Annotated in this window: 17 protein-coding genes; 15 read left to right on the plus strand and 2 right to left on the minus strand. The window is 43.9% G+C overall.

Annotated features, from left to right (window positions below; genetic code table 11):
- The first annotated feature begins 8 nt into the window (after positions 1 to 8).
- From CRENPOLYSF2_RS11185 to CRENPOLYSF2_RS11220, 8 genes are all read left to right on the plus strand, one after another.
- Positions 9 to 356, plus strand: a complete 348-nt coding sequence (locus CRENPOLYSF2_RS11185; RefSeq protein WP_087144032.1) for a hypothetical protein — start codon at positions 9 to 11, stop codon at positions 354 to 356.
- Positions 353 to 1,693, plus strand: coding sequence for a type IV pilus assembly protein FimV (locus tag CRENPOLYSF2_RS11190; protein WP_087144033.1), 1,341 nt, complete (start codon positions 353 to 355; stop codon positions 1,691 to 1,693). The genes CRENPOLYSF2_RS11185 and CRENPOLYSF2_RS11190 overlap by 4 nt, the downstream gene beginning before the upstream one ends.
- A gap of 359 nt (positions 1,694 to 2,052) precedes the next feature.
- Complete coding sequence (locus CRENPOLYSF2_RS11195; RefSeq protein ID WP_087144048.1) at positions 2,053 to 3,267, plus strand: PilW family protein; 1,215 nt, start codon at positions 2,053 to 2,055, stop codon at positions 3,265 to 3,267.
- Positions 3,268 to 3,274: 7 nt separating this feature from the next.
- Positions 3,275 to 3,817 carry a pilus assembly PilX family protein gene (locus tag CRENPOLYSF2_RS11200; protein ID WP_087144034.1) on the plus strand — a complete coding sequence of 181 codons (543 nt, stop codon included), beginning with the start codon at positions 3,275 to 3,277 and terminating at the stop codon, positions 3,815 to 3,817.
- 187 nt (positions 3,818 to 4,004) lie between these two features.
- Positions 4,005 to 8,522: a pilus assembly protein gene (locus CRENPOLYSF2_RS11205; protein ID WP_087144035.1), complete on the plus strand. Its 4,518-nt coding sequence runs from the start codon at positions 4,005 to 4,007 to the stop codon at positions 8,520 to 8,522.
- 90 nt (positions 8,523 to 8,612) lie between these two features.
- Positions 8,613 to 9,188 (plus strand): SRPBCC family protein, encoded by a 576-nt coding sequence (locus CRENPOLYSF2_RS11210; RefSeq protein ID WP_087144036.1) that lies wholly within the window; start codon positions 8,613 to 8,615, stop codon positions 9,186 to 9,188.
- A gap of 10 nt (positions 9,189 to 9,198) precedes the next feature.
- Positions 9,199 to 10,158, plus strand: a complete 960-nt coding sequence (locus CRENPOLYSF2_RS11215; RefSeq protein ID WP_336469729.1) for a YncE family protein — start codon at positions 9,199 to 9,201, stop codon at positions 10,156 to 10,158.
- A gap of 49 nt (positions 10,159 to 10,207) precedes the next feature.
- Positions 10,208 to 10,498 (plus strand): hypothetical protein, encoded by a 291-nt coding sequence (locus CRENPOLYSF2_RS11220; protein ID WP_087144037.1) that lies wholly within the window; start codon positions 10,208 to 10,210, stop codon positions 10,496 to 10,498.
- A 131-nt stretch (positions 10,499 to 10,629) separates the two neighbouring features.
- Here CRENPOLYSF2_RS11220 and CRENPOLYSF2_RS11225 read toward each other — a convergent pair whose 3' ends face one another.
- On the minus strand, positions 10,630 to 10,965 hold the full coding sequence (locus CRENPOLYSF2_RS11225; RefSeq protein ID WP_087144038.1) for an H-NS histone family protein: 336 nt from the start codon (positions 10,963 to 10,965) through the stop codon (positions 10,630 to 10,632).
- Between the two features lie 151 nt (positions 10,966 to 11,116).
- Here CRENPOLYSF2_RS11225 and CRENPOLYSF2_RS11230 point away from each other — a divergent pair, with 151 nt between their 5' ends.
- Entirely contained in the window at positions 11,117 to 12,034 is a 918-nt protein-coding gene (locus tag CRENPOLYSF2_RS11230; protein ID WP_087144039.1) for a hypothetical protein, read from the plus strand.
- 323 nt (positions 12,035 to 12,357) lie between these two features.
- Here the strand turns inward: CRENPOLYSF2_RS11230 and CRENPOLYSF2_RS11235 are convergent, their stop codons facing one another.
- On the minus strand, positions 12,358 to 12,672 hold the full coding sequence (locus tag CRENPOLYSF2_RS11235; protein WP_087144040.1) for a hypothetical protein: 315 nt from the start codon (positions 12,670 to 12,672) through the stop codon (positions 12,358 to 12,360).
- Positions 12,673 to 12,822: 150 nt separating this feature from the next.
- Here CRENPOLYSF2_RS11235 and CRENPOLYSF2_RS11240 point away from each other — a divergent pair, with 150 nt between their 5' ends.
- From CRENPOLYSF2_RS11240 to CRENPOLYSF2_RS11265, 6 genes are all read left to right on the plus strand, one after another.
- Positions 12,823 to 15,651: a 2-oxoglutarate dehydrogenase E1 component gene (locus CRENPOLYSF2_RS11240; RefSeq protein WP_087144041.1), complete on the plus strand. Its 2,829-nt coding sequence runs from the start codon at positions 12,823 to 12,825 to the stop codon at positions 15,649 to 15,651.
- Between the two features lies 1 nt (position 15,652).
- Positions 15,653 to 16,894, plus strand: a complete 1,242-nt coding sequence (odhB, locus tag CRENPOLYSF2_RS11245) for a 2-oxoglutarate dehydrogenase complex dihydrolipoyllysine-residue succinyltransferase (RefSeq protein WP_087144042.1) — start codon at positions 15,653 to 15,655, stop codon at positions 16,892 to 16,894.
- A gap of 5 nt (positions 16,895 to 16,899) precedes the next feature.
- Entirely contained in the window at positions 16,900 to 18,345 is a 1,446-nt protein-coding gene (gene lpdA, locus CRENPOLYSF2_RS11250) for a dihydrolipoyl dehydrogenase (RefSeq protein WP_087144043.1), read from the plus strand.
- 311 nt (positions 18,346 to 18,656) lie between these two features.
- Complete coding sequence (locus CRENPOLYSF2_RS11255; RefSeq protein ID WP_087144044.1) at positions 18,657 to 19,154, plus strand: phosphatidylglycerophosphatase A family protein; 498 nt, start codon at positions 18,657 to 18,659, stop codon at positions 19,152 to 19,154.
- Positions 19,155 to 19,201: 47 nt separating this feature from the next.
- Positions 19,202 to 20,527, plus strand: a complete 1,326-nt coding sequence (locus CRENPOLYSF2_RS11260; RefSeq protein WP_087144045.1) for a hemolysin family protein — start codon at positions 19,202 to 19,204, stop codon at positions 20,525 to 20,527.
- A 230-nt stretch (positions 20,528 to 20,757) separates the two neighbouring features.
- On the plus strand, positions 20,758 to 21,396 hold the full coding sequence (locus CRENPOLYSF2_RS11265) for a hypothetical protein (RefSeq protein WP_087144046.1): 639 nt from the start codon (positions 20,758 to 20,760) through the stop codon (positions 21,394 to 21,396).
- Positions 21,397 to 21,407: the final 11 nt, after the last annotated feature.

Consider the following 21,407-nt stretch of genomic DNA (forward strand, 5'->3'; position numbering starts at 1 on the left):
AGGTCACAATGAAAGCGCAGAGTATTGTTATCGGATTAGGTTTGATATTGTTGTATTTTGTTGATGCGGCGTTGAAAATACAGCTATTTACCCCAGAAATGTTAACGCATAGTGGCATACGATTTTTTACCGGTTTTGTTATTTTAGGTATTGGTGTTTTTTACGAGCATATCATCAAGCTAAAAATGGCTATCATTATTGTGTTAATGCTGGCTCTAGCCGATGATGCGCTGGATTATTACCGCCATGTCGATAGTTTTCATTTTGAAGTGCTGTTGCACGGTCTTTATATGATGCTGTGGGGGGCTGTGATGGGTTATACGCTTATGAAAAGCTGGAAAGTTAAGCGTTTATGAGCGGACAAAGTAAAAAAGCCATTATGGTGCGTTTTATTAAAGCAACAGGAATTTGCTTGTTATTGGCACATAATTCGGCGCAGGCACTTAATATCGGCAATATTCGGGTTAAATCTGCACTTAATCAAAGCTTTAACGCCGATATTATGCTGTCTTTAAATACAGGGGATAACGCTGGCGATATTCATGTACAACTGGCACCTTACGATAAGTTTTCTGAGCAGGGTGTGCCATGGGATAGGGAACTGCTTAAGCTGCATTTTAATACCGTCCAAAGTACCGGTAATTCTGTGTTGATTCGGGTAAAATCTAGCGGTGTTATTTCAGAACCGGTATTGGTTTTTTTACTGCAAGCCAGCTCACGAAAAGGCACAATTTATCGACAGTTTACCGTGTTACTCGATCCGCCTGCCAATTATGAGTCCGTGCGTATTACACGGCGTGCAGAAGCTGAAATAACTGCCCCAAGACAATATCGCGAGCCACGCAGTGGTTTTTATACCCCCTCAGCGCAAAGAAAAAGAGCCTCTGCATATACACCCGTACCTGCGCGCGCTAGATTTGCCACTCCAATGCCTGTGGTTAAAAAGAAACCGGATTGGGTAGCTGTGCGCTCTAACGATAGCGTATCAAAAATAGCCAAGCGTCTGTATGGTAGCGTTAACTATGAACACATGGCTATCGCATTATATAACGCCAATCCAAAAGCGTTTTTCAGCCCCAATATTAATGCCTTAAAAGCCGGACAGTCGTTGCGTGTACCAGAGCGCAAAGATTTGAACAGTCTCAGTGCGTTTGCAGCACGGGCTGAGTTTTACCGCCAGAACAGAGACTGGAAAGAACACAGGGTAACTCCGCCCCCACCAGAACCTCAATCAGCAACTGCTGTTGGCGAAACGCCGATACCGGTACAAAAAAAGTTGACCTTATCCGCACCCGCAGATGCCGCTTTAGATCTTAATGCCTTGTTATTGAGTGATGAAATAAATGCCGCGATAAAACCGTTAGCGCGTATAGATGCGTTAAATGAAAAAATGCAAAGTTTGCAAGATCGTTTGAATAAAATGGAAGAACAAATGTCCGGCATGCAAAAAATGCTACTGGTAAAAGACAAACAATTAGCGTTATTGCAAAGCCAACAAACACATGAAGCTAACGCCACTGTATTACCGTCTTGGTTAACTGAATTTATACATAACATTATGCCGAATTTCGTCGAAAATCGCAGTGTAATGTATATGCTGGTTGGTTTAGCGGAGCTTATTGGCTTGGGTTTATTAAGCTTTTACGCAACTAAAAAATTCAAAACCAAAAAAATTCAGTTGGATCGCTATTAAAACACGGGCACAAAATATCCTGAGCGAACACGTTATTAGTGTCACAAAAACTCGAATTCAATACGTTAATAATAGCGCCATCAATAGCAAATATCATTGCATATCCTTATGGCATACTGCAAAAATAAATCTGCTTTTACCGGTATTACTGTAAAATTTTAAATCAAAATTCCATAGTTACTTTATTAGTATGTCAAAAGAATATAGTCGCACTATATTTCCAATAACTAGCAGTACATTTAGTCAAATTTTAGAGTTATACTGCGCTAACTATAGGATAGTTTAAATACAGCGGTTTGCAATATAACCGACAATTTAGCTATTTTCCCCCAAGCATTTTTCCCTTAAAAAAATAGGTTATGACCGCTTTTTGTTTTCGTGACCGTCGGTTGAGCAAAGGTTTTACCTTGGTAGAGCTTATGATAGCGATGCTACTAGGCGCATTTTTTTTAAACGGGGTGTTACATATTTTTAGTGCGGCCAAACAAAGCTACCGCACGCAAGAAAATTTAGCACGCTTACAAGAAAATGGTCGTTTAGCCTTGGATTTTATCAGCCAAGATGTACGAATGGCGGGCTATTGGGGCTGTAGTAAATCAGCACCTGAGACAGATCACTTTGACAAGAAAAATTTTTTTTATCAGTTTACCAAGGAGGATTCTAATAAAAAAAAATTGGGAAAAGCACTGGAAGGTTTTGAGGCAATAACACCAGTGTCGGCAGGCTTATCAACGTCGGTAGAAAATTGGGCTCCCAAATTAAACCCCATAGATGAAGACTTTGATATAACGTCGCCAGATAATCTTTTAGAAGGTTCGGATGTGTTAACAATTCGCAAAGTAAATCCCCAAGGCTTTTTAATTACGTCCATTGACCTAAAATCAAAATCTTTGCAAGTGAATGCAAACGCTAACGAATTAGCTTCCGCTGGTATCACCAAACCCACGCCTGCTAACGATGGCGTGGCTGTTGTCGCGGTATCTGCTGATTGTGCATCTGCGCAGGCTTTTCAAATAACAAACGTATTATCAACCGGTGTTATTGAATATAAGGATATAGCATCTAAAGCAGGGAGTGCTTTAATCGCTGCAAGACCGGGTAATAAAGCCATTCCTGCGCTCACGACCTATAAAGGTGGTACTGTTCATCTTGTAAACACTGCCAGTTATTACGTGGCGACAAAAAATAACGAAAAACTGTTGTATCGAAAAACAAACACAGACGTGGCGGAAGAATTGGTTGATGGTGTCGAGCAAATGCAGATTCTCTACGGTGTAGACAGTGATTTTAAGCCTGCGGTAGGAAATTATTCCGCACCCAATTATTATGTCACCGCTAATAAGGTAGAGGTAGGCGAGATTAACTGGGATAACGTTGTCAGTGTGCGTGTTAAGTTATTGCTAGCCACAGCCGACAATGTGGCAGCCCATCGGTTACCGTATATTTTCAATGCCGATCTCAGCGATCTCACCGAAACAATACCACCGGATAAAGAAGATAAAAAAATTAGACGTGTATTTACAGCAACGATTGCCATTCGTAATCGTTTAGCGCAACCCATAGCAACGCAATAATGTAACAATGCTAGCGAAATCTCCTCTACCCTGCTCGCAAAAAACCCCAGCACACCACCGTCAGTCCGGCGTGGTGTTGGTAGTCAGTTTGATTATATTAAGCTTATTGACCCTTCTAGGCTTAACAGCAGTGCAAGTAAGCAGCCTTGAAGAAAAAATAGCCGGTAATATGCGCGCTAAAAACACAGCATTTCAGGCCGCTGAAGGCGCATTACAAGCGGGTGAAAAATATATTCAAGCTTTAAATGATAAAGAAATAGGTGGCTCATCTATTATTTGCCCCGCCGGAAAAAATGATGGCCTAACAAATGAAGACCCTAATACACCTGTAATAGGCGCTTGGTTAAAAAACGACGACTGGTGTGACGATAGCACTTTAACCCAATGCGCATTTAATAAACAAAAATTGGATAAACCGCGATTTATTGTCCAGTGTTTAGGGAACAAAAACGGCTTATATCGCATTACCGCTTACGCAAAAGGTACAACACCTGATGCCAGCGTCATATTGCAATCCGTGTATGCCCTCGATGTGGCCAGCCTGCTATAACATCATGCAAAACAATATATTACAGTCATTAGCTTAAGCTACACCGCGACTGTCGCTTGAAACAAAGTAACGATCCTCCCAAACTGCCACACCCGTTGAAATGACTGTCACCACGCGACTACTGCATTATGCATTGCTTGTCCCATTTTAAATTGAAAGCTTGTTTTACTATACCGCAGCCCTTGTGATGAGTATTTTTACTATGAATAGCTTTATTGTTTCACTATTTTCTATACTCAAAAACGGCTTAATAGCCCTATTATTAAGCTTGTTACTGCTGCCGAAAGTTTTTGCAGCATTAAATATTGCTCAAACACCGTTATTTTTAACACCCTCAGCATCGCCACTTGTCATGCTCAGCATGCCCAAAGATCATCAGCTGTATATTAAAGCCTTTGATGATTATTCTGACCTGGACGGTGACGGCATCATTGAAACCACCTATAAACACGACTTCAATTATTACGGCTATTTTGACAGTTACCGATGTTACGACTACGTGAGTAATCACTTTGAGCCATCTTCAATCACGGTTAGCAAATATTGCACAGGGCGCTGGAGCGGTAATTTTTTAAACTGGGCCAGTATGACGCGTATCGATAATGTACGTAAACTACTCTATGGCGGATTGAGAGCCAGCGATACCGACACCGAAACCCTATTGGAACGCAGTTACTTACCCAACGATGCCCACAGTTTTGCAAAATTTTATGACGGGCTTGACCTAGACAGACTCACGCCTTTTTCCGAACCGCTTGGCATCACATTGTGTAATACGACCGTCTCTAAAAGCACATTTTCACAAGATGTCACCGATCCACCACTGCTGCGGGTAGCAGCAGGTAATTATAATTTATGGGCGGCTAATGAGCGCTGGCAATGCCTTTGGACGGAAGAGGAAGCCGCCGGAGATAAGCGAGTATGGGATTTTGCGTTAAATAAACTAGGCCCTGTTGGCAATGGGAATCCCAACCCAGAATCAGAAATACTGGATAGTATTCATGACGCTAAAGCGACCAATCCCAGTAAAGCCGGTAACGGCGTAGATAACGGTAACAGCGACTTTATTGTACGGGTTAACGCCTGTGTTGATGACGGCCTGCAAGATGCTGAACATTGTAAAAGTTATTACAATGCACGTACCGGTAAACGTACCCTAAAACCTGTCGGTCTACTGCAAACTTATGGCGATAATGGCCACGTACATTTTGGTTTGATGACAGGCTCTTACGGTAACAATAAATCCGGTGGCATACTGCGAAAAAATGTCAGCGCCGTAACCGATGAAATTAATGTCGATACCGATGGTACGTTTAAAGCGGCACCCTCAACAGGTGGCATTATTAATACACTGAATAAATTGCGTATTTATGGTTATCGCCACAGCGGTGGCACATTGGCGACTAACGGAACCTACGCCAACCAACCTCAAATGCCAGGTGATGATAATTGTCCCTGGGGCTTAGACATTTTTAAGAATGGCCAATGCAGTAACTGGGGCAATCCTCAAGCAGAAATATTTTTGGAATCCCTGCGCTATTTAGCCGGTAAGAAGGCATCGCCTGCTTTTGTAACCGAGACCAATGATTCAGATCGCATTAGCGGCTTAACGGGGGCAAGCGCAACCGATCCGTTGATCAATAAAGACTACTGCGCGTCACTGAATGTGATGCACTTTAATGGCTCTAACAGCAGTTACGATGCCGATGGACTGATCAGCGCAACCGACATTCGCATCACGGATGTCAATAGCCTGATTGATACGGTCGGTAATAATGCCGATATTAACGGAAAGCGTTTTTTTGTTGGCGCAGTAACCGCCAAGGACAACCGGCTATGCACTGCAAAAACCATTACTGCGTTAAGTAAAGTACGCGGCTTATGCCCAGAAGAGCCCAGGCTGGATGGCTCATATGCGCTCAGTGGCCTGGCACATTATGGCCATATCACTGACATGCGCCCCAATAAAACCATTCTGAATGCACAAAAAATAACAACTTATGGTGTTGCACTGTCTCATCATAAGCCAGCAGTTGTGATTAATGTTCCTGACAGCACACAAAAAATAACATTATTACCCGCGTGTCGTAATACCGAAGTTAATGGCAATTGTACGCTGGTGGATTTTAAAATAGTTAAGCAAACCAATACTGCGGGTAAACTCTATGTCAACTGGGAAGACAGTGAGCAAGGCGGCGATTTCGATCAAGATATGTGGGGGATTATTAATTACCGCATAAGCGCCAATACGATTACCAACCGCATAAGAACCAATACGATTACCATCAGTACCGACGTGATTGGACAATCGACAATTTACCCCATGGGATTTGGTTACATTATTAGCGGCACCAATGACGATGGCTTTCATAGCCACTCAGGGATTAATAAATTTACTGACGCAGAGGCTTTGTGTACACCGTGTCTTGTTACTGACCCTGCAAAAAGTAAACCCTATACCATTACAGGCGACAGCGCAGACTTTTTGCAAACACCGTTATTTTATGCGGCGCAATGGGGTGGATTCAATGACAGCAATGACAATGATAAACCCGATCAACAAAGCGAATGGGACAGTATTAATAATGCCACCGGATTACCCCCTGGCGACGGTATTCCTGACCAATATTTTTCCGCAATTCAGCCTAAACGCACAGAAGCCGCATTAGATAATATATCCACTGAAATCACTCGCACAACCGGCTCATCAGCACCTGTTACCAGTAACTCTTTTGGCATTAATAGCAATACCGTATTATACCAAGCTAAATTTAATAGCACCGATTGGACGGGACAATTGTGGGCGTATACGGTTGCCACTGATAATATTGCTACTATTGCACAATGGGATGCCGGGCTTGCACTGTCCGCGCAAAAAAACCGCGCTATTTTTAGTTATAACCCTATGCTGCAACAAAACAAGGGAATTGATTTTATTTATGAACAACTCAATGCCGATCAGCAATCATTATTAACCCAAGCGCAATTGCGTTATATCCGTGGTGAAGCCATCGATGGTTTACGAACCCGAACCAGTGTACTCGGCGATATTATTAACTCGGCACCGCTGTTTATAGGCCCTGTTAATAATGGTTACCGGGTATTACCCAATACCGAAGGCAGCGACTATTCAAATTATATTGGCAGTTCTGCCATGCTCAATAGAACGCCTATGCTGGCTATTGGTGCTAACGATGGTATGTTACATGTATTTGATGCCGCCCTCGCCCATAATGGCAAAGAACTGTTTGCCTATATACCCAATACCGTCATGGGCAATCTGGCCGCATTAACATCACCCAGTTACACAACCGCAGGGCAACATAAGTATTTTGTTGATGGCTCAGCCGCTGTAGGGGATGCGTATTTTGACGTAGATCACGATAACCATAAAGAATGGCGCACCATATTAGTTGGTACATTAGGTGCGGGCGGCAAAGGTGTTTTTGCCTTGGATATGAGTTTTTTAAGCCCCGCTGATCAAACCTATAAAACCCCTGAGCCTGATTTTTCGACCCAACGTATTTTGTGGGAAATCAATGATCACAGTACGCCTTTTGAAGATAACTTAACAGATAAATTAACCAGCACGCCCAAGCAATATGGTTACACGCATTATTTAGGTTATACCCTAGGGCAAGCCAGTGTGATACGACTGGCGAATGGCCAGTTTGCCGCTATTTTTGGCAATGGTTATAACAGCCAGAGCGAAACAGCTGTGTTATATATTGTTAATATACAAGATGGTCGTTTAATCCGCTCTATTAATACCCATGCCAGTGGCGATAATGGCTTATCGACACCATTGGCAGTCGACGTTAACAACGACGGCATTACCGATGCCATTTATGCCGGTGATTTGCAAGGTAACTTGTGGAAATTTGATGTCAGCACCAGCAATCCAGATAATTGGGATGTTGCCTATACAAACAATAACGCCCCTGCACCGTTATTCACCGCTAAAATTGATAATCAACCAAGACAACCGATCACTATTAAGCCAGCGTATGGTGTACAGACAGCTAATGGCGGCATTTCGTTGTTTTTTGGTGCTGGCAGCTATTTTCAAACCAGCGACAATAAAATTGACACAGCCCCCACACAATCTTTTTATGGCATATGGGACGAATGTGTTAATTACATTGGCATCCCAAAAAACTGTACCAGCAACCCTGTCAACGGGCGCTCGGCTTTAGTTGCACAAACAATTGATGACGAATTTTTAGAAAATCAACTGGCCATCCGAAAAACTTCTAGCAACACAGTATCTTACCCTAGCCAAAAAGGCTGGTATATGGATCTTATTAAACCACCACAGCCGGGTAACTCTTTAGGGGAACGGGTGGTCAGCCAAGCAGTATTGCGTAATCACAGCATTATTTTTATCACCAACATCCCTAATGATCAATCCTGTAAAACCGAAGGTGGCGCATGGTTAATGGAGTTAAACCCACTAACAGGTGGCAGATTATCGCAAACCCCGTTTGATATAAGCGGAGACAATCAGATTGATACAAAAGATCAAATCAAAGACAATGATAAAGTCAGTCTTATTGCCGCCTCAGGTTATCATGTTGACATGAACACCGTATCGATTACACCTGGCTTTAACACAGTTACAAATAAAAACGGTAACAATCTTAAAATAATTGTTAAAAAATTAAAGACCACAGGCCGTAGGCAATCTTGGGCGCAGTTACGTTAAAAACCGCTAACTGCGTTAGACTAATGCGTGTTGTTTCGAGTTGTCATATAATGCGGGTGTTTATTTATACATTCCCATAAGGAAGTCATTATGAAAAAGAATTTATTACTGTTACCCGCCTTGTTACTTGCTGCCAGCGCCGTCAGCGCACACGGCCCTGTGCGCCAAAAAGCCGACGAAAAAATCACCATTAACGCACCCGCCGCTAAAGTATGGGGCATTATTAAAGATTATGGTGATATGTCTTGGCTACCGGCGGTTAAAAATACCACAGCGGATAAAGCAAATACACCGGGTTCAATTCGTGTACTAACATTACAAGACGGCGGCAGCATTACCGAAGAATTAAAAAAATACGATGCCGATAAAATGTCTTATGGCTATAAAATAACCGAGATGAGTAGCGCCAAAACCATTACCCATGCCGGTGCAGAATTAAAAGTACCGGTATTGCCGGTAGATAACTACACCGCCAATATTGACGTAGAAGCACAAGGTGACACATCGGTTGTAACCTGGCATGGTGCGTATTACCGCGCTTACACCAATAACATTGACCCCAAAACCAATGAACCCAAAGACATGAACGAAGACGCGGCAAACTCAGCTGTTAAAGCTGTTTTTACCAGTGGCTTGGCCAATTTAAAAATCTTAGCTGAAAAATAAGGCCGGCTGCGTGCTACACCCAAAAAAGCTATCGACGCGGCTTATTCTACTGGCAAGCTTACACTGCCACTTAAGTGTGGCAGCGCCGTTTGCCTATATCAGTAATCAGTTGGGCGATAGCGTGTCGATTATTGATACGGCAAAACGCACCGTTGTTGATACCGTGACGGTAACAGGCAAACCTGCGGGAGTCGCGGTCGCGCCAGCAGGCGATAGAGTTTATATTAGCACCCCTGAAAACCAAGGCTTTGCCGTAATTGATACCCAAAGCCATAAAGTATTAAATACCGTCAAAGTCAGTGCTGGGGCACTGGGTATTACCGTAGCACCGGATGGTCAACGTATTTATGTCGCAGATTGGTATGCCAATACCGTATCTGCGGTAAGTGCTAAAACGTTAACGGTTTTACAGACCATCACTGTAGGAGAATCACCGTCCGGCTTGGTAGTCAGTCCTGATAATCGCTGGTTATATGTGGCCAATCGCGGCAGTAATTCAGTGTCTAAAATAGCAACCGATACCTTAACGGTTAAGCAGACGACAGCGGTCGGAACTCACCCGTTTGGTATTATTGCCACACAAAGTGGTGATCGGCTTTACGTGGCTAATGTTGAAAGCGATGATGTCACTGTCTTAGCAACCGCAACGCTAAAAGTGATTGCCACAATTAAAGTGGGCAACCTGCCTTACGCGGTTGCTTTGGCACAAAATGACAGCCGCCTGCTAGTGACTAACCAAGTGGATAATACGGTGTCCGTAATTGATACCGAAAGCTTTAAATGCGTTGCAGTGATTGATGTCGGCGAAAAACCAGAAGGTATCGCAACGCACCCGAATGACCGACTGGTGTATGTCGCCAATTGGTTTGACAGCACAGTGTCGGTGCTGGACGCAAAATCTTTAAAAACTGTCGATACCATTAAAGTGGGTGAAGGTGCGCGTGGCTTTGGTCAGTTTTTTAGCAAGTGATGGTACACTTGTAAATCAATAAACATTATTTGTATGATACAGAGGGAACATGGCTGAAACTGTCGATGAATTGACTGTCACTTATCTGGATGACAGCATTGAAACAATCAAAGAGCTGGATAAAAAAATACTCACCAAAGGTGCGTGGGCAACGGTAATGTACCGTTATCAGGAATGGAATCGCGCGAAACAAGAATACAGCGCTGATAAATATACGATCCGTCGTTACCAGAAACAAAACGGTGAATACAAGCAAAAGTCCAAATTTAATATTTCCAGCAAAGATCAGGCTAAAAACATGATCGCTGCATTAACTGAATGGGTTGATCTACAAGAATAGCTCGCCGCGCTGACTTTCGTTTTCATACGCCGTGTTGTCGCCATTACGTTAAAAATCCCCCTCTCCTACTGGAGAGGACTGGAATGAAAAATATTAAATACCTGTCATCCCTGCCTCTCCACACCAGAATACTACGCGTTTATTACCGGTTGAATTAAAAATTCAGAACGATCATGCCCCGCATCAACCAGCGCTCTTAACCACGTAGGCATAACACCACGGCCTGTCCAGGTTTTTTCCGCATCATCAGGATGGCAGTATTTAACAGGCACAGGATTACCTTTACGAACCAACGACTTTTTATCAGTTTCAACAATTTCTACAGAGACATTGATGGAGGCCGCTAATTCTTTCATTTGTGCCATAACATCTTTACGTCGATTAACGTGTAAATTACGTAACGCTTTTTCAGCATTTTCAATAATGTCTTTTAATTCTTTCTCACTCATTTTTTGGAAATCTAGCATTGTATAGCCTTTTTAATAGTTAACGTTACCCTGTCGATTATAACAGTATATATAATAATTTTACTACAGTATACTTTGAATATAAACGGTCAATAGTTAATATTCTGGTTACCAGCGCATTATTTTCACCCTAGATAGGTATTAATTAAATATGTCACAAAAATATTTACCACTAAAAGATCACGATACCCCCATCAAAGTATTATTTACCGGTTATTTATCTGCGGTAGGTATTGGTTATTTTTTTGCTTTATTACAAATATTATTTACGCACGGCATGGCAGATGGAAAATTTGGCTTATCCGTTGATGATATTGTCTACAGTTATTATGGTAACCGATCTGGTTCAGTATTAGAAACTCAACTGAACGGCGCTATGAAACAAAATGCCTCTACAGAGCAACGTTTTAAAATCATTCAATGGGTAAGAGACGGTGCCGAATTAAACACCTATAAAGCCGATGGCATTGAAGCCATTGTTGAAGAGCGCTGCGTAATGTGCCATAACGCACAAGCGCCAGCCGGCATGCCAGATTTTAATAAATTTGAAAAGTTAAAAGCCTTAACCACGCAAGATACCGGCGCGACATTTAACTCTTTAATACGTGTCTCGCACGTTCATCTATTTGGTATCAGCTTTATTTTTATGTTTGTGGGTTTGATATTTAGCTTTTCTGAAACAACATCAACAAAATACAAATGTATTGCTGTCGGCATGCCTTATATATTTTTAGTAACTGATATTTTATCTTGGTGGCTAACAAAAATAAATCCGCTGTTTGCCTGGCTGATTATTCTAGCCGGCATGGGCATGGGGATTTCGTTTATGTTTATGTGGGCAATATCACTGTCGGAAATGTGGTTGTATAAGAAAATATATATTGAAGCAGGTGGTGTATATGGCCAAAAATTACGCACTCTCTACAGAACTATTTTTCCACCTGAAACAGGTAAAAATCTATTACCTATGCTTTCTGTAGTAGCAAAAAAAGCTTATGAGCAATGGCAACATAACGTGCTGCCCTTGTTTAAAAATCTGCTAAATCGCCTAAACAAGCCTACTAAATAAGCGAAGACATTAAAAACAACACTGCATAATAAGCGTCATTTTAAAATAAATGAGTTACTATTCTGATACGTACGGCAGTGTTATTACTGCAACATAATTAACTAACCTCACAGGCCAGTTGCTATTGCTAATCTACACATTTTTTATCGATTGGGGATGCATCACACTGTGTATTGATGATATTAACAGCTTTTTAACATGGACTTAGCGGTCTAATTAAGCGTTCATATCAGTAAGTTTAGCTAAATAAAGCCGCCATTGCCGACTGTTTGTTGCTGGTTTAACTGACAAATTAATTTCACTACTGATTCACTGTCGACAATTTAGCGATTAGGTGCCTCTTGAGTGTTTTTTTGAACGCCCTTGTCTAAACCCTGTGCCTTTGGAATGTCACTACTGGGCACTGGCGCACTTAATACAGTAACAGGTGCAATAGCGGGTGTTGCAGCGACATTAGTTTGTTGATGTGTTAAAAAAAAATACCCGCCTAATCCCACTAAAGCGACAATAACAGCTAACGCCAAGACGATACGGGTATAATTCCATTCGGTAATGACATTAGCCGCTGGAATTTTTTTTCCAGACATCTGCCCAGTAGGGAATTTTAATTTAATAACAATATGTTTTTTTTCGGCCATAGAATTTATATTCACTCTGGTTTAAAAGGAAAAGGCATACTTGCTGTTTTACGCAAGCCAGCATGTTTTTTTGGGGCAATGCGTTACACTTGGTAATATACCACTAGCACAGAAAAAACCCCGCGCAGAATTTACCGGATAACTATCAAAATGAGTGAGCTGCTTAAATTTTTTCAAAATTCATCAAGTTTATATGGCAGCAATGCCAGCTTTATTGAAGATTTGTACGAACACTATTTAAATGACCCTGAGTCTGTTGATGCCAGCTGGCAAAAAGAGTTCCATGACATTCATCAAAACGCAGGTTACGAAACCCCGCACAGCCCCGTTGTAGAACGCTTCGCTCAACTGGCAATAAAGTCACCCAATCGACTGGTACAGCTACAAGGCTTCACCGAGGAAACGGTTAAAAAACAATCGGCCGTTGCCCGCTTGATTAATCATTATCGGGTACGTGGCCATCAAATTGCTCAAAACAATCCGTTGGGGAAAACAACTGTCATACCCGCCGATCTTGAACCTGCCTATTACGGCTTTTCCGAACCCGATATGAATACCATGTTTGATACCGGTATTATTTACGGTGTCGATCGTATGGTTTTACGCGATATTATTGCCAGCCTTAAAAATATTTACTGCGGCAGCATTGGTTCGGAATACATGCATATTGTGGACTCCAATATTAGACGCTGGATCATCAATCGTCTAGAGAGTTCTCGTACAAATCTTGTCATTAATGCAGAAAAAAAATATTTTTTGTTAAAGTTACTGACAGCTGCTGAAGGTATTGAAAGTCATTTACAGAATAAATTCGTCGGGCAAAAGCGCTTTTCTTTGGAAGGCAGCGAATCTTTAATCCCTGTTTTAGATGAATTAATTCAAAATGCCGGCACTAAAGGCGTTAAAGAAATTGTCATCGGCATGGCGCACCGTGGCCGCTTGAATGTATTAATTAACATTTTAGGCAAAAGCCCCGCCAGTTTATTTGATGAATTTGCCGGCATTTCCACACCTAATCCGGGTGTCAGTTCCGGTGATGTGAAATACCACATGGGCTTTTCCTCGGATGTGGCAACGCCTGGCGGCGCAGTGCATTTAACGTTGGCATTTAATCCTTCGCATTTAGAAATTATTAATCCGGTAGTGGAAGGTTCGGTTAAAGCGCGGCAAGATCGTGCCGGTAAAGACGGTATCCACACCGTTATTCCGGTATTAATTCACGGCGATGCGGCATTTTCTGGCCAAGGCATTGTCATGGAAACCCTGAATATGTCGCAAACCCGCGCCTTTTCCACCGGCGGCACGGTGCATATTGTCATCAACAACCAAATTGGCTTCACCACCAGCAACCCGCAAGATGCCCGCTCTACTTTGTATTGCACTGATGTGGCGGGCATGGTTCAAGCACCGGTATTCCACGTTAACGGCGACGACCCTGAAGCGGTATTATTTGTCACCAAACTGGCGATTGATTACCGCATGACCTTTAACAAAGATGTGGTGATAGACCTGATTTGTTACCGGCGTTTAGGCCATAACGAAGCCGATGAGCCGGCCACTACGCAGCCTATCATGTACAAGAAAATTCGCAATCACAAAACCACCCGCAAATTGTATGCGGAAAAATTGATCAACGAAACGGTCATTAGCTTAGAACAATCGATAGACCTGGAACAAGATTACCAAAAGCGTTTGGATGCCGGTCACATTGTCTCAAGGCCCGTATTGGCAGATACCGAGTATTTGTACACCGCGCAATGGAATGAATTTCTCAACAAAGACTGGGATATAGCCAGCGACACCACAGTGACAATGGAACGTTTACGCTTTTGCAATGAGCGTCTGCAACGTTTGCCAGTGGGCTTTGAATTGCATCCTCGCGTGGCTAAAGTCATGGAAAATCGCCGTAAAATGGCCGCAGGCGCTATGCCAATAGACTGGGGTTTTGCCGAAAACATAGCCTATGCCACTTTACTCATGGAACAATACGACGTGCGCTTAACCGGCCAAGATGTCGGACGCGGCACGTTTGTGCATCGCCACGCCGTGCTGCACAACCAGCTGAATAATAAAACTTATACGCCACTGCGCTATCTGGGCAAAGATCAAGGCCGCGTGCAAATTTACGATTCTTTATTATCAGAAGCCGGTGTGCTGGGTTTTGAATACGGCTACAGCACCACCATGCCCAACTCATTGGTGATATGGGAAGCGCAATTTGGCGATTTTGCCAATGGCGCACAAGTGTTAATCGACCAGTTTATCAGTTCGGGCGAAACCAAGTGGGGACGCTTATGCGGCCTGGTGATGTTATTGCCGCACGGTTACGAAGGCCAAGGCCCCGAACATTCTTCAGCCCGATTAGAACGCTATCTGCAACTGTGTGCCGAACACAACATACAGGTGTGTACACCGACCACGCCCGCGCAAATTTTTCATTTATTACGGCGGCAAATGCGGCGCTGTTTCCGCAAGCCGTTAATTATCATGAGCCCCAAAAGCTTGTTGCGGCATAAGCTGGCAGTATCAACACTGGAAGAACTCACCGAAGGCCAGTTTCAACCCATTATTGGCGAACAAGACGCGCTGGCTGCTGAACAGGTCACCCGCATCGTGTTTTGCGGCGGCAAAGTCTATTACGACTTACTGGAAGAGCGTCGCCAGTCCGATGCCTTAGCGCATGTCGCAATTGCCCGCATTGAACAGCTATACCCTTTCCCCGATGTGTTGTTCAAAGCAGAAATTGCCAAATACCCACAGTTGCACGATTTTATCTGGTGTCAGGAAGAGCCTAAAAATCAAGGCGCGTGGTATCAGTCCAGACATCACTTTACCGATAATTTACCCGCCACCATTCGGGTGACGTATGCAGGCCGCGAAGCCTCAGCATCGCCTGCGGTGGGCAAGTTTCATATTCACATAGAACAACAAAAAGCCGTCGTACAGTCGGCTCTTTATGGCGATCCTTCAGGAAATTAACATGAGTATTGACGTTGTAGTTCCCCAGTTACCCGAATCCGTGTCCGATGCTACCTTGATTAGCTGGCATAAAAAAACCGGCGATGTTATCCAAAAAAACGATCATTTAGTGGATTTGGAAACCGATAAAGTAGTCTTGGAAGTGACCGCGCAAGAGACCGGTATACTGGGTACCATTTTTAAAAACGACGGCAGTATTGTCACGGCAGGTGAAGTACTGGCGTTACTGGAAACGCAGGCTACGCAAAATACGCCGCCGGCCAGCACCCCAAATACGCCCATCGCCGAAACACCCACGCCAAAAACCACCGACATCCCGTTAAGCCCTTCGGTCAGGCGCTTGGTGCATGAAAATACCTTAGACCCTGCGGCGATTACGGGTACTGGCAAAAGCGGCCGTTTAACCAAAACCGATGTACTGGAACATTTGCAGCAACAAGAAACGGTTAAAAGTGCCGAACCTACGCCGCCGCCCGTAGCACCTGTGGCTAAAGCCAGCAAAGTAGCGCCCAAAACCGAGCCAAGCAGCGCCGCCAGCAACCTGCGCCCAGAACAGCGCGTACCCATGACCCGTTTACGCGCCAAAGTCGCCGAACGTTTGCTACAAGCGCAGCAAAACGCCGCCATGTTGACCACGTTCAATGAAGTCAATATGCAAAACGTGATTGACCTGCGTAACCAGTACAAAGGCCGCTTTGAAGAAAAACACAAAGTCAAACTGGGCTTTATGTCGTTTTTTGTCAAAGCTTCGATAGAAGCCTTAAAGCGCTTCCCCGCCATTAATGCCTCGATAGACGGCAACGACATTATCTACCACGGTTATTACGATTTAGGTATCGCTGTCAGTACGCCGCGTGGTTTAATCGTACCCGTGTTACACGATGCCGACCAGCTCGACTTTGCCGGTATTGAACGCAGCATTGCAAACTACGGCGAAAAAGCCCGTGCTGGGACATTGGCGTACGATGATTTAAAAGGCGGCACATTTACCATCACCAATGGCGGCGTGTTTGGCTCTATGCTATCCACACCGATACTTAACCCGCCGCAATGTGCTATTTTAGGTATGCACGCCATTAAAGAGCGTGCAGTGGTGGAAAATGGCCAGATTGTCATCCGTCCCATCATGTATTTGGCCTTGTCTTACGACCATCGTTTGGTGGATGGCCGTGAAGCGGTACAATTTTTAGTCACCATTAAAGAATGCCTGGAAGCGCCCGCCCATCTCTTACTGAATATCTAAAACTTATGCCACATACTCAAACACACTATGATGTTATTGTCGTTGGCGCAGGGCCTGCGGGCTATATCAGTGCTATCCGCTGTGCGCAGCTGGGCTTTAAAACCGTGTGTATTGACAATGGCCATAACAAAAAAGGCCAGCGCAGCTTGGGCGGGGCACATCTTAATGCCGGGTGTATTGCCAGCATCGCGTTGCTGGAATCGTCAAAAATTTATTACTTATTAACCCACGCGATTAATGAACACGGTATTTTTGCCGATAATATATCGCTGGATATTGGCCAGGCCGTTGCCCGTAAAGACCAAATCATTGAAACTTTTGAAGGCAAAATTACCGACCTGTTTATACATCACGGCATTGAATATATTCACGCCAAGGCCAAATTACTTAATGCACGTCAAGTGGAAGTGATCTCCCATGATTGTCCTGCACCCTTCGTGCTGGAAGGCAAACATATCATTCTGGCGACCGGTTCGTCACCGACCGGCCTGGCATGTGCGCCTATTGATGGTGAGTTTATTATCGATACCGCCATCGCGTTAAATCTGAATGCTGTGCCTGATACGTTAGCTATTATTGGTGGCGGTGTCATGGGTCTGGAGCTGGGTGGTATTTGGAATCGGTTTGGCGCAAAGACTATTTTGCTGGAAGCCCAAGACCGCTTTTTGTCGCTAGCCGACCATGACATTGCCCGTGCGGCGTATCAGATTTACAGCGACCAAGGCATTGATATACGTCTTGGCGCACGAGTAATTAGCGCAAAAGTCCACAACAACAAAGTCACCTTACGCTACCAAGATCAACACGGTACACACAGTTTGTCTGTTGATAAGCTTATTGTTGCCTCAGGCCGCAAGCCCAATACCGAAAACCTGGCCGCACCAGAAGCCAATTTATTACTGGATGAAAACGGTTTTGTCCACGTTGATGAAAACTGCCGTACCAACTTACCTGGCGTTTATGCCATAGGCGATTTAACCGTACTAGGCCCTATGTTGGCGCACAAAGGCATAGAAGAAGGTCTCTTTGTGGCGGAACAGATTACCGGCATGCACAATCTCATCAATTACGATGCCCTGCCCAGTGTTATTTATACCGACCCTGAAATTGCCTGGGTAGGCCAAACCGAGCAAGCCTTAAGAGCTATTGGTGAGCCTATTAAAGTAGGTATTTTTCCGCTCACGGCTAATTTACGGGCACAAGCCGAAGGACAGCAGCACACTGAGAGCATGGTTAAAATAATCGCCCATGCCGAAACCGATACCATTTTGGGCGTGCATATTATGGGTACCCATGCGTCGGAAATATTGGCCGAGGCGGTGTTGGCGATGGAGTTCTCCGCCAGTAGCGAAGATTTGGCGCAAACTATCCATGCACATCCCACGTTTTCTGAAACCTTGCACGAAGCCGCGCTGGCACTTAAAAACCGAGCGCTGCATTTGCCGTTGTAGATTTTTCACGCACTACCATTATCCGTAGGTGTTATGAATAGCCAGTCTTTATTTACCCGTTTTAAATGTGCGGTCGTTTTATTGCTTTTTGCAGTACTGGGGCTTGGGCCGTTTCCCATTACCAGTCTTTTGGGCGTGTACGTGGTTATTTTTAGGCCGCAGTGGTTTAAGAATTTAGTAGCTCGGATTTATGCGGACTAAACCCGCGATTTTTCTGACACGATGAAAATGGAACATAGCTACAAAATGGCATACTGCAATACCAACACAAGCCATAAGACACAGACACCTACTCTTGGAGGCAATCCATTTTGAATACCTTTATTAATACACGCTACGGAAAAAACAAGCTTACGCCCAAGCAAATCCTCACTGACCCTGTGTTGTTTTTGGCGTTTGGGTTTGGTTCTGGTTTAGCCAAAAAAGCCCCCGGTACGTGTGGCACGCTAGCAGCTATTCCTGTTTATTGTTTGTTTGCGCAAACACCGTTACTTGTCTACAGTCTGTTAACTATAGCCGTTACACTGCTCGGCATCAGTCTGTGTGGTATCGCTGCTGATAAATTAGGTGAACACGATTTTGGTGGTATTGTCTGGGATGAAGTGGCGGGGTATTTAATTACGCTATGGTTTGTGCCTTTTAGCTGGCAAGCTACGCTAGTCGGTTTTATTTTATTCAGAATTTTCGATATTATTAAACCGTGGCCTATTAAATGGGTAGATCAGAAAGTACATGGCGGCTTGGGTATTATGCTGGATGATGTGTTGGCGGGAATTTTTGCCGGTTTGATATTACTGTGGATTTTTTAAGCCATTGTTTACAAAATTAAATTATCCAGCACACCGTTTGCCAGCTTATGAATAATATTTTTCCGATCATTATCGCTTTGTTGCTCGTTGCTCTCAACGGCTTTTTTGTAGCCGCTGAGTTTGGTCTTGTTAAACTGCGACAAACGCGTCTTCGCGCAATTATTAAAACACAGGGCTTTCGTGGCCGCATTCTAGGTAAGGTACACGCAAAGCTTGATGCGTATTTATCAGCATGTCAGCTGGGTATTACTCTTGCTTCGCTAGGCCTTGGCTGGATTGGCGAACCGGCATTTGCCAGCCTATTAGAACCCGTGTTCATCAGAATCGGTGTCACCTCAGCGGAACTGATACACGGTATCTCATTTGCTTTCGCTTTTTCTACCATCTCATTTTTGCACATCGTCGTCGGCGAACTTGCACCCAAATCAATGGCCATTCGTAATCCTGAGCAAATTGGTTTATGGAGCGCTGTACCGCTGTACGGATTTTATTGGCTGATGTACCCTGCGATCTGGTTACTTAACTCCAGCGCCAATTTGGTATTGCGTGTGTTTGGTCTGAATAACACCCACGGTAACGATGCGCATTATTCGGCCGACGAACTTAAACTTATTTTACGCAACAATTGCCCAGATGGTCGTTTTAGCCGTGACGAATGGAATATTTTGGCGAAAACACTTGATTTCAGCGAACTTGAAGTGTCCGACCTGATGCGTCCTATCCACGAACTCACCGCGTTGTATCGCAACCAGTCATTACAGCAAAATCTGCACACTGTCGCTCAAAATCGCTACAGTCGTTACCCTTATTTCGACACGAACAACGTCGATGTTTTAGGGGTCATTCATTTAAAAGATTTGTTTTTTACACAGCAAGAAGGCAAAGTAATTGAAGATTTAACTACCTACCTGCGACCAATTCAATACATCTCACCCAGCACACCTTCGCTTGCGTTATTCCGTCATTTCCGTATGGGGGCATCCCATTTTGCTATCATTGGGCAAAAAGGACACAAGCCACAAGGCTTTATTACGCTGGATAACCTGTTAAGTGCTATGGTCGGAGAAATACGTGACGAGTTCCGTCATAACAAGCATGATTGGATTCGGCTGGATGACGGCACGCTGACCGGTAAAGGCAGTTTACCGATTTTCTCATTGGAACGAATTTTGGGCATCGACATTGAGAATGAAGAGCTTGAATTGGAAAACGAAGTCTCAATCGGTGGCCTTATCATGGCCAAACTACGTGATATTCCCGTAAAAGGCCAGAAGATTGAATTCAATCAATTCAATGTCGTCGTTGAAAAGATGCATGGATCACGCATTGCTTTTGTCAAAATATATCCTATTGAAACAACTGATTTAGGGTAAGTGTCTTCACTTTCCCCTTTGAAAAAGGGGAATTTATTTAAAAATCGCCCCTCACTCCTCTTTTTCAAATACGCGCATGCGTTGAGTATAGGCACAATTGGTGACAAACGATCAGGTTCCTGATTTACAGTCATCTCTTTAAGCTGTAACAAACAACCCAATTTACTATCCTGAGTGTTATTATTTTTTCTCCTGTATTTAAATTAGTTGCCTTATTTTTAAACATCATCATGACGCAACTCAAATATTCACGTCGCCATTTTCTGCAACTCGCTGCCACGGGCTTAATTAGCTACAGCAGCTCAGCGCCAGCACTGTTTAGGCTTGCTAATGCCTGTCTTGATCCATTGAAAACACCAACAACAGCCTTAGAAACACTGGCATGGCAAGGTATTAATCCTGTTAATTACTGGGATTGCCACACCCATATTGTAGGTTCTGGTGATGGCGGTAGCGGCATTACCATGAGCGCAGATATGAATGCCCCACTGCTGCACCCCATTCAAACGATTCAACACTGGGCTTATGCCAATGCCGCGTGTACAGGAAATAGCGGTGGGCAAGATATTGCTTTTGTTAAACGCTTATTGGCATTACTGGAAACCCTGCCACAAGGCGCTAAAGCCATGTTGTATGCCTTCGATAAAGCCCACGGTGCTAACGGCGATGCTAACCATGCCAACACGTCTTTTTTTGTACCTAACGACTATGCAATGTCCTTGGCACAGCGCTACCCTGAGCGTTTTGAATGGGTCGCCAGCATTCATCCTTATCGGCACGATTGTGTCCGTGTTTTAGAACAAGCAGCAGCTGGCGGCGCTAGGAGTGTGTCGGTCTTACAGTTATCCAGTAGTATTGAGTTAAAATAGTCGACCACCCC

Source organism: Crenothrix polyspora (assembly GCF_900163755.1).
Taxonomy (GTDB): Bacteria; Pseudomonadota; Gammaproteobacteria; order Methylococcales; family Methylomonadaceae; genus Crenothrix; species Crenothrix polyspora.

Bases quoted from the DNA above. Each gene is read 5' to 3' on its own strand.
- CRENPOLYSF2_RS11185 (WP_087144032.1), top strand. From the start codon at position 9: ATGAAAGCGCAGAGTATTGTTATCGGATTAGGTTTGATATTGTTGTAT.
- CRENPOLYSF2_RS11190 (WP_087144033.1), top strand. From the start codon at position 353: ATGAGCGGACAAAGTAAAAAAGCCATTATGGTGCGTTTTATTAAAGCA.
- CRENPOLYSF2_RS11195 (WP_087144048.1), top strand. From the start codon at position 2,053: ATGACCGCTTTTTGTTTTCGTGACCGTCGGTTGAGCAAAGGTTTTACC.
- CRENPOLYSF2_RS11200 (WP_087144034.1), top strand. From the start codon at position 3,275: ATGCTAGCGAAATCTCCTCTACCCTGCTCGCAAAAAACCCCAGCACAC.
- CRENPOLYSF2_RS11205 (WP_087144035.1), top strand. From the start codon at position 4,005: ATGAGTATTTTTACTATGAATAGCTTTATTGTTTCACTATTTTCTATA.
- CRENPOLYSF2_RS11210 (WP_087144036.1), top strand. From the start codon at position 8,613: ATGAAAAAGAATTTATTACTGTTACCCGCCTTGTTACTTGCTGCCAGC.
- CRENPOLYSF2_RS11220 (WP_087144037.1), top strand. From the start codon at position 10,208: ATGGCTGAAACTGTCGATGAATTGACTGTCACTTATCTGGATGACAGC.
- CRENPOLYSF2_RS11225 (WP_087144038.1), bottom strand. From the start codon at position 10,965: ATGCTAGATTTCCAAAAAATGAGTGAGAAAGAATTAAAAGACATTATT.
- CRENPOLYSF2_RS11230 (WP_087144039.1), top strand. From the start codon at position 11,117: ATGTCACAAAAATATTTACCACTAAAAGATCACGATACCCCCATCAAA.
- CRENPOLYSF2_RS11235 (WP_087144040.1), bottom strand. From the start codon at position 12,672: ATGGCCGAAAAAAAACATATTGTTATTAAATTAAAATTCCCTACTGGG.
- CRENPOLYSF2_RS11240 (WP_087144041.1), top strand. From the start codon at position 12,823: ATGAGTGAGCTGCTTAAATTTTTTCAAAATTCATCAAGTTTATATGGC.
- odhB (WP_087144042.1), top strand. From the start codon at position 15,653: ATGAGTATTGACGTTGTAGTTCCCCAGTTACCCGAATCCGTGTCCGAT.
- lpdA (WP_087144043.1), top strand. From the start codon at position 16,900: ATGCCACATACTCAAACACACTATGATGTTATTGTCGTTGGCGCAGGG.
- CRENPOLYSF2_RS11260 (WP_087144045.1), top strand. From the start codon at position 19,202: ATGAATAATATTTTTCCGATCATTATCGCTTTGTTGCTCGTTGCTCTC.
- CRENPOLYSF2_RS11265 (WP_087144046.1), top strand. From the start codon at position 20,758: ATGACGCAACTCAAATATTCACGTCGCCATTTTCTGCAACTCGCTGCC.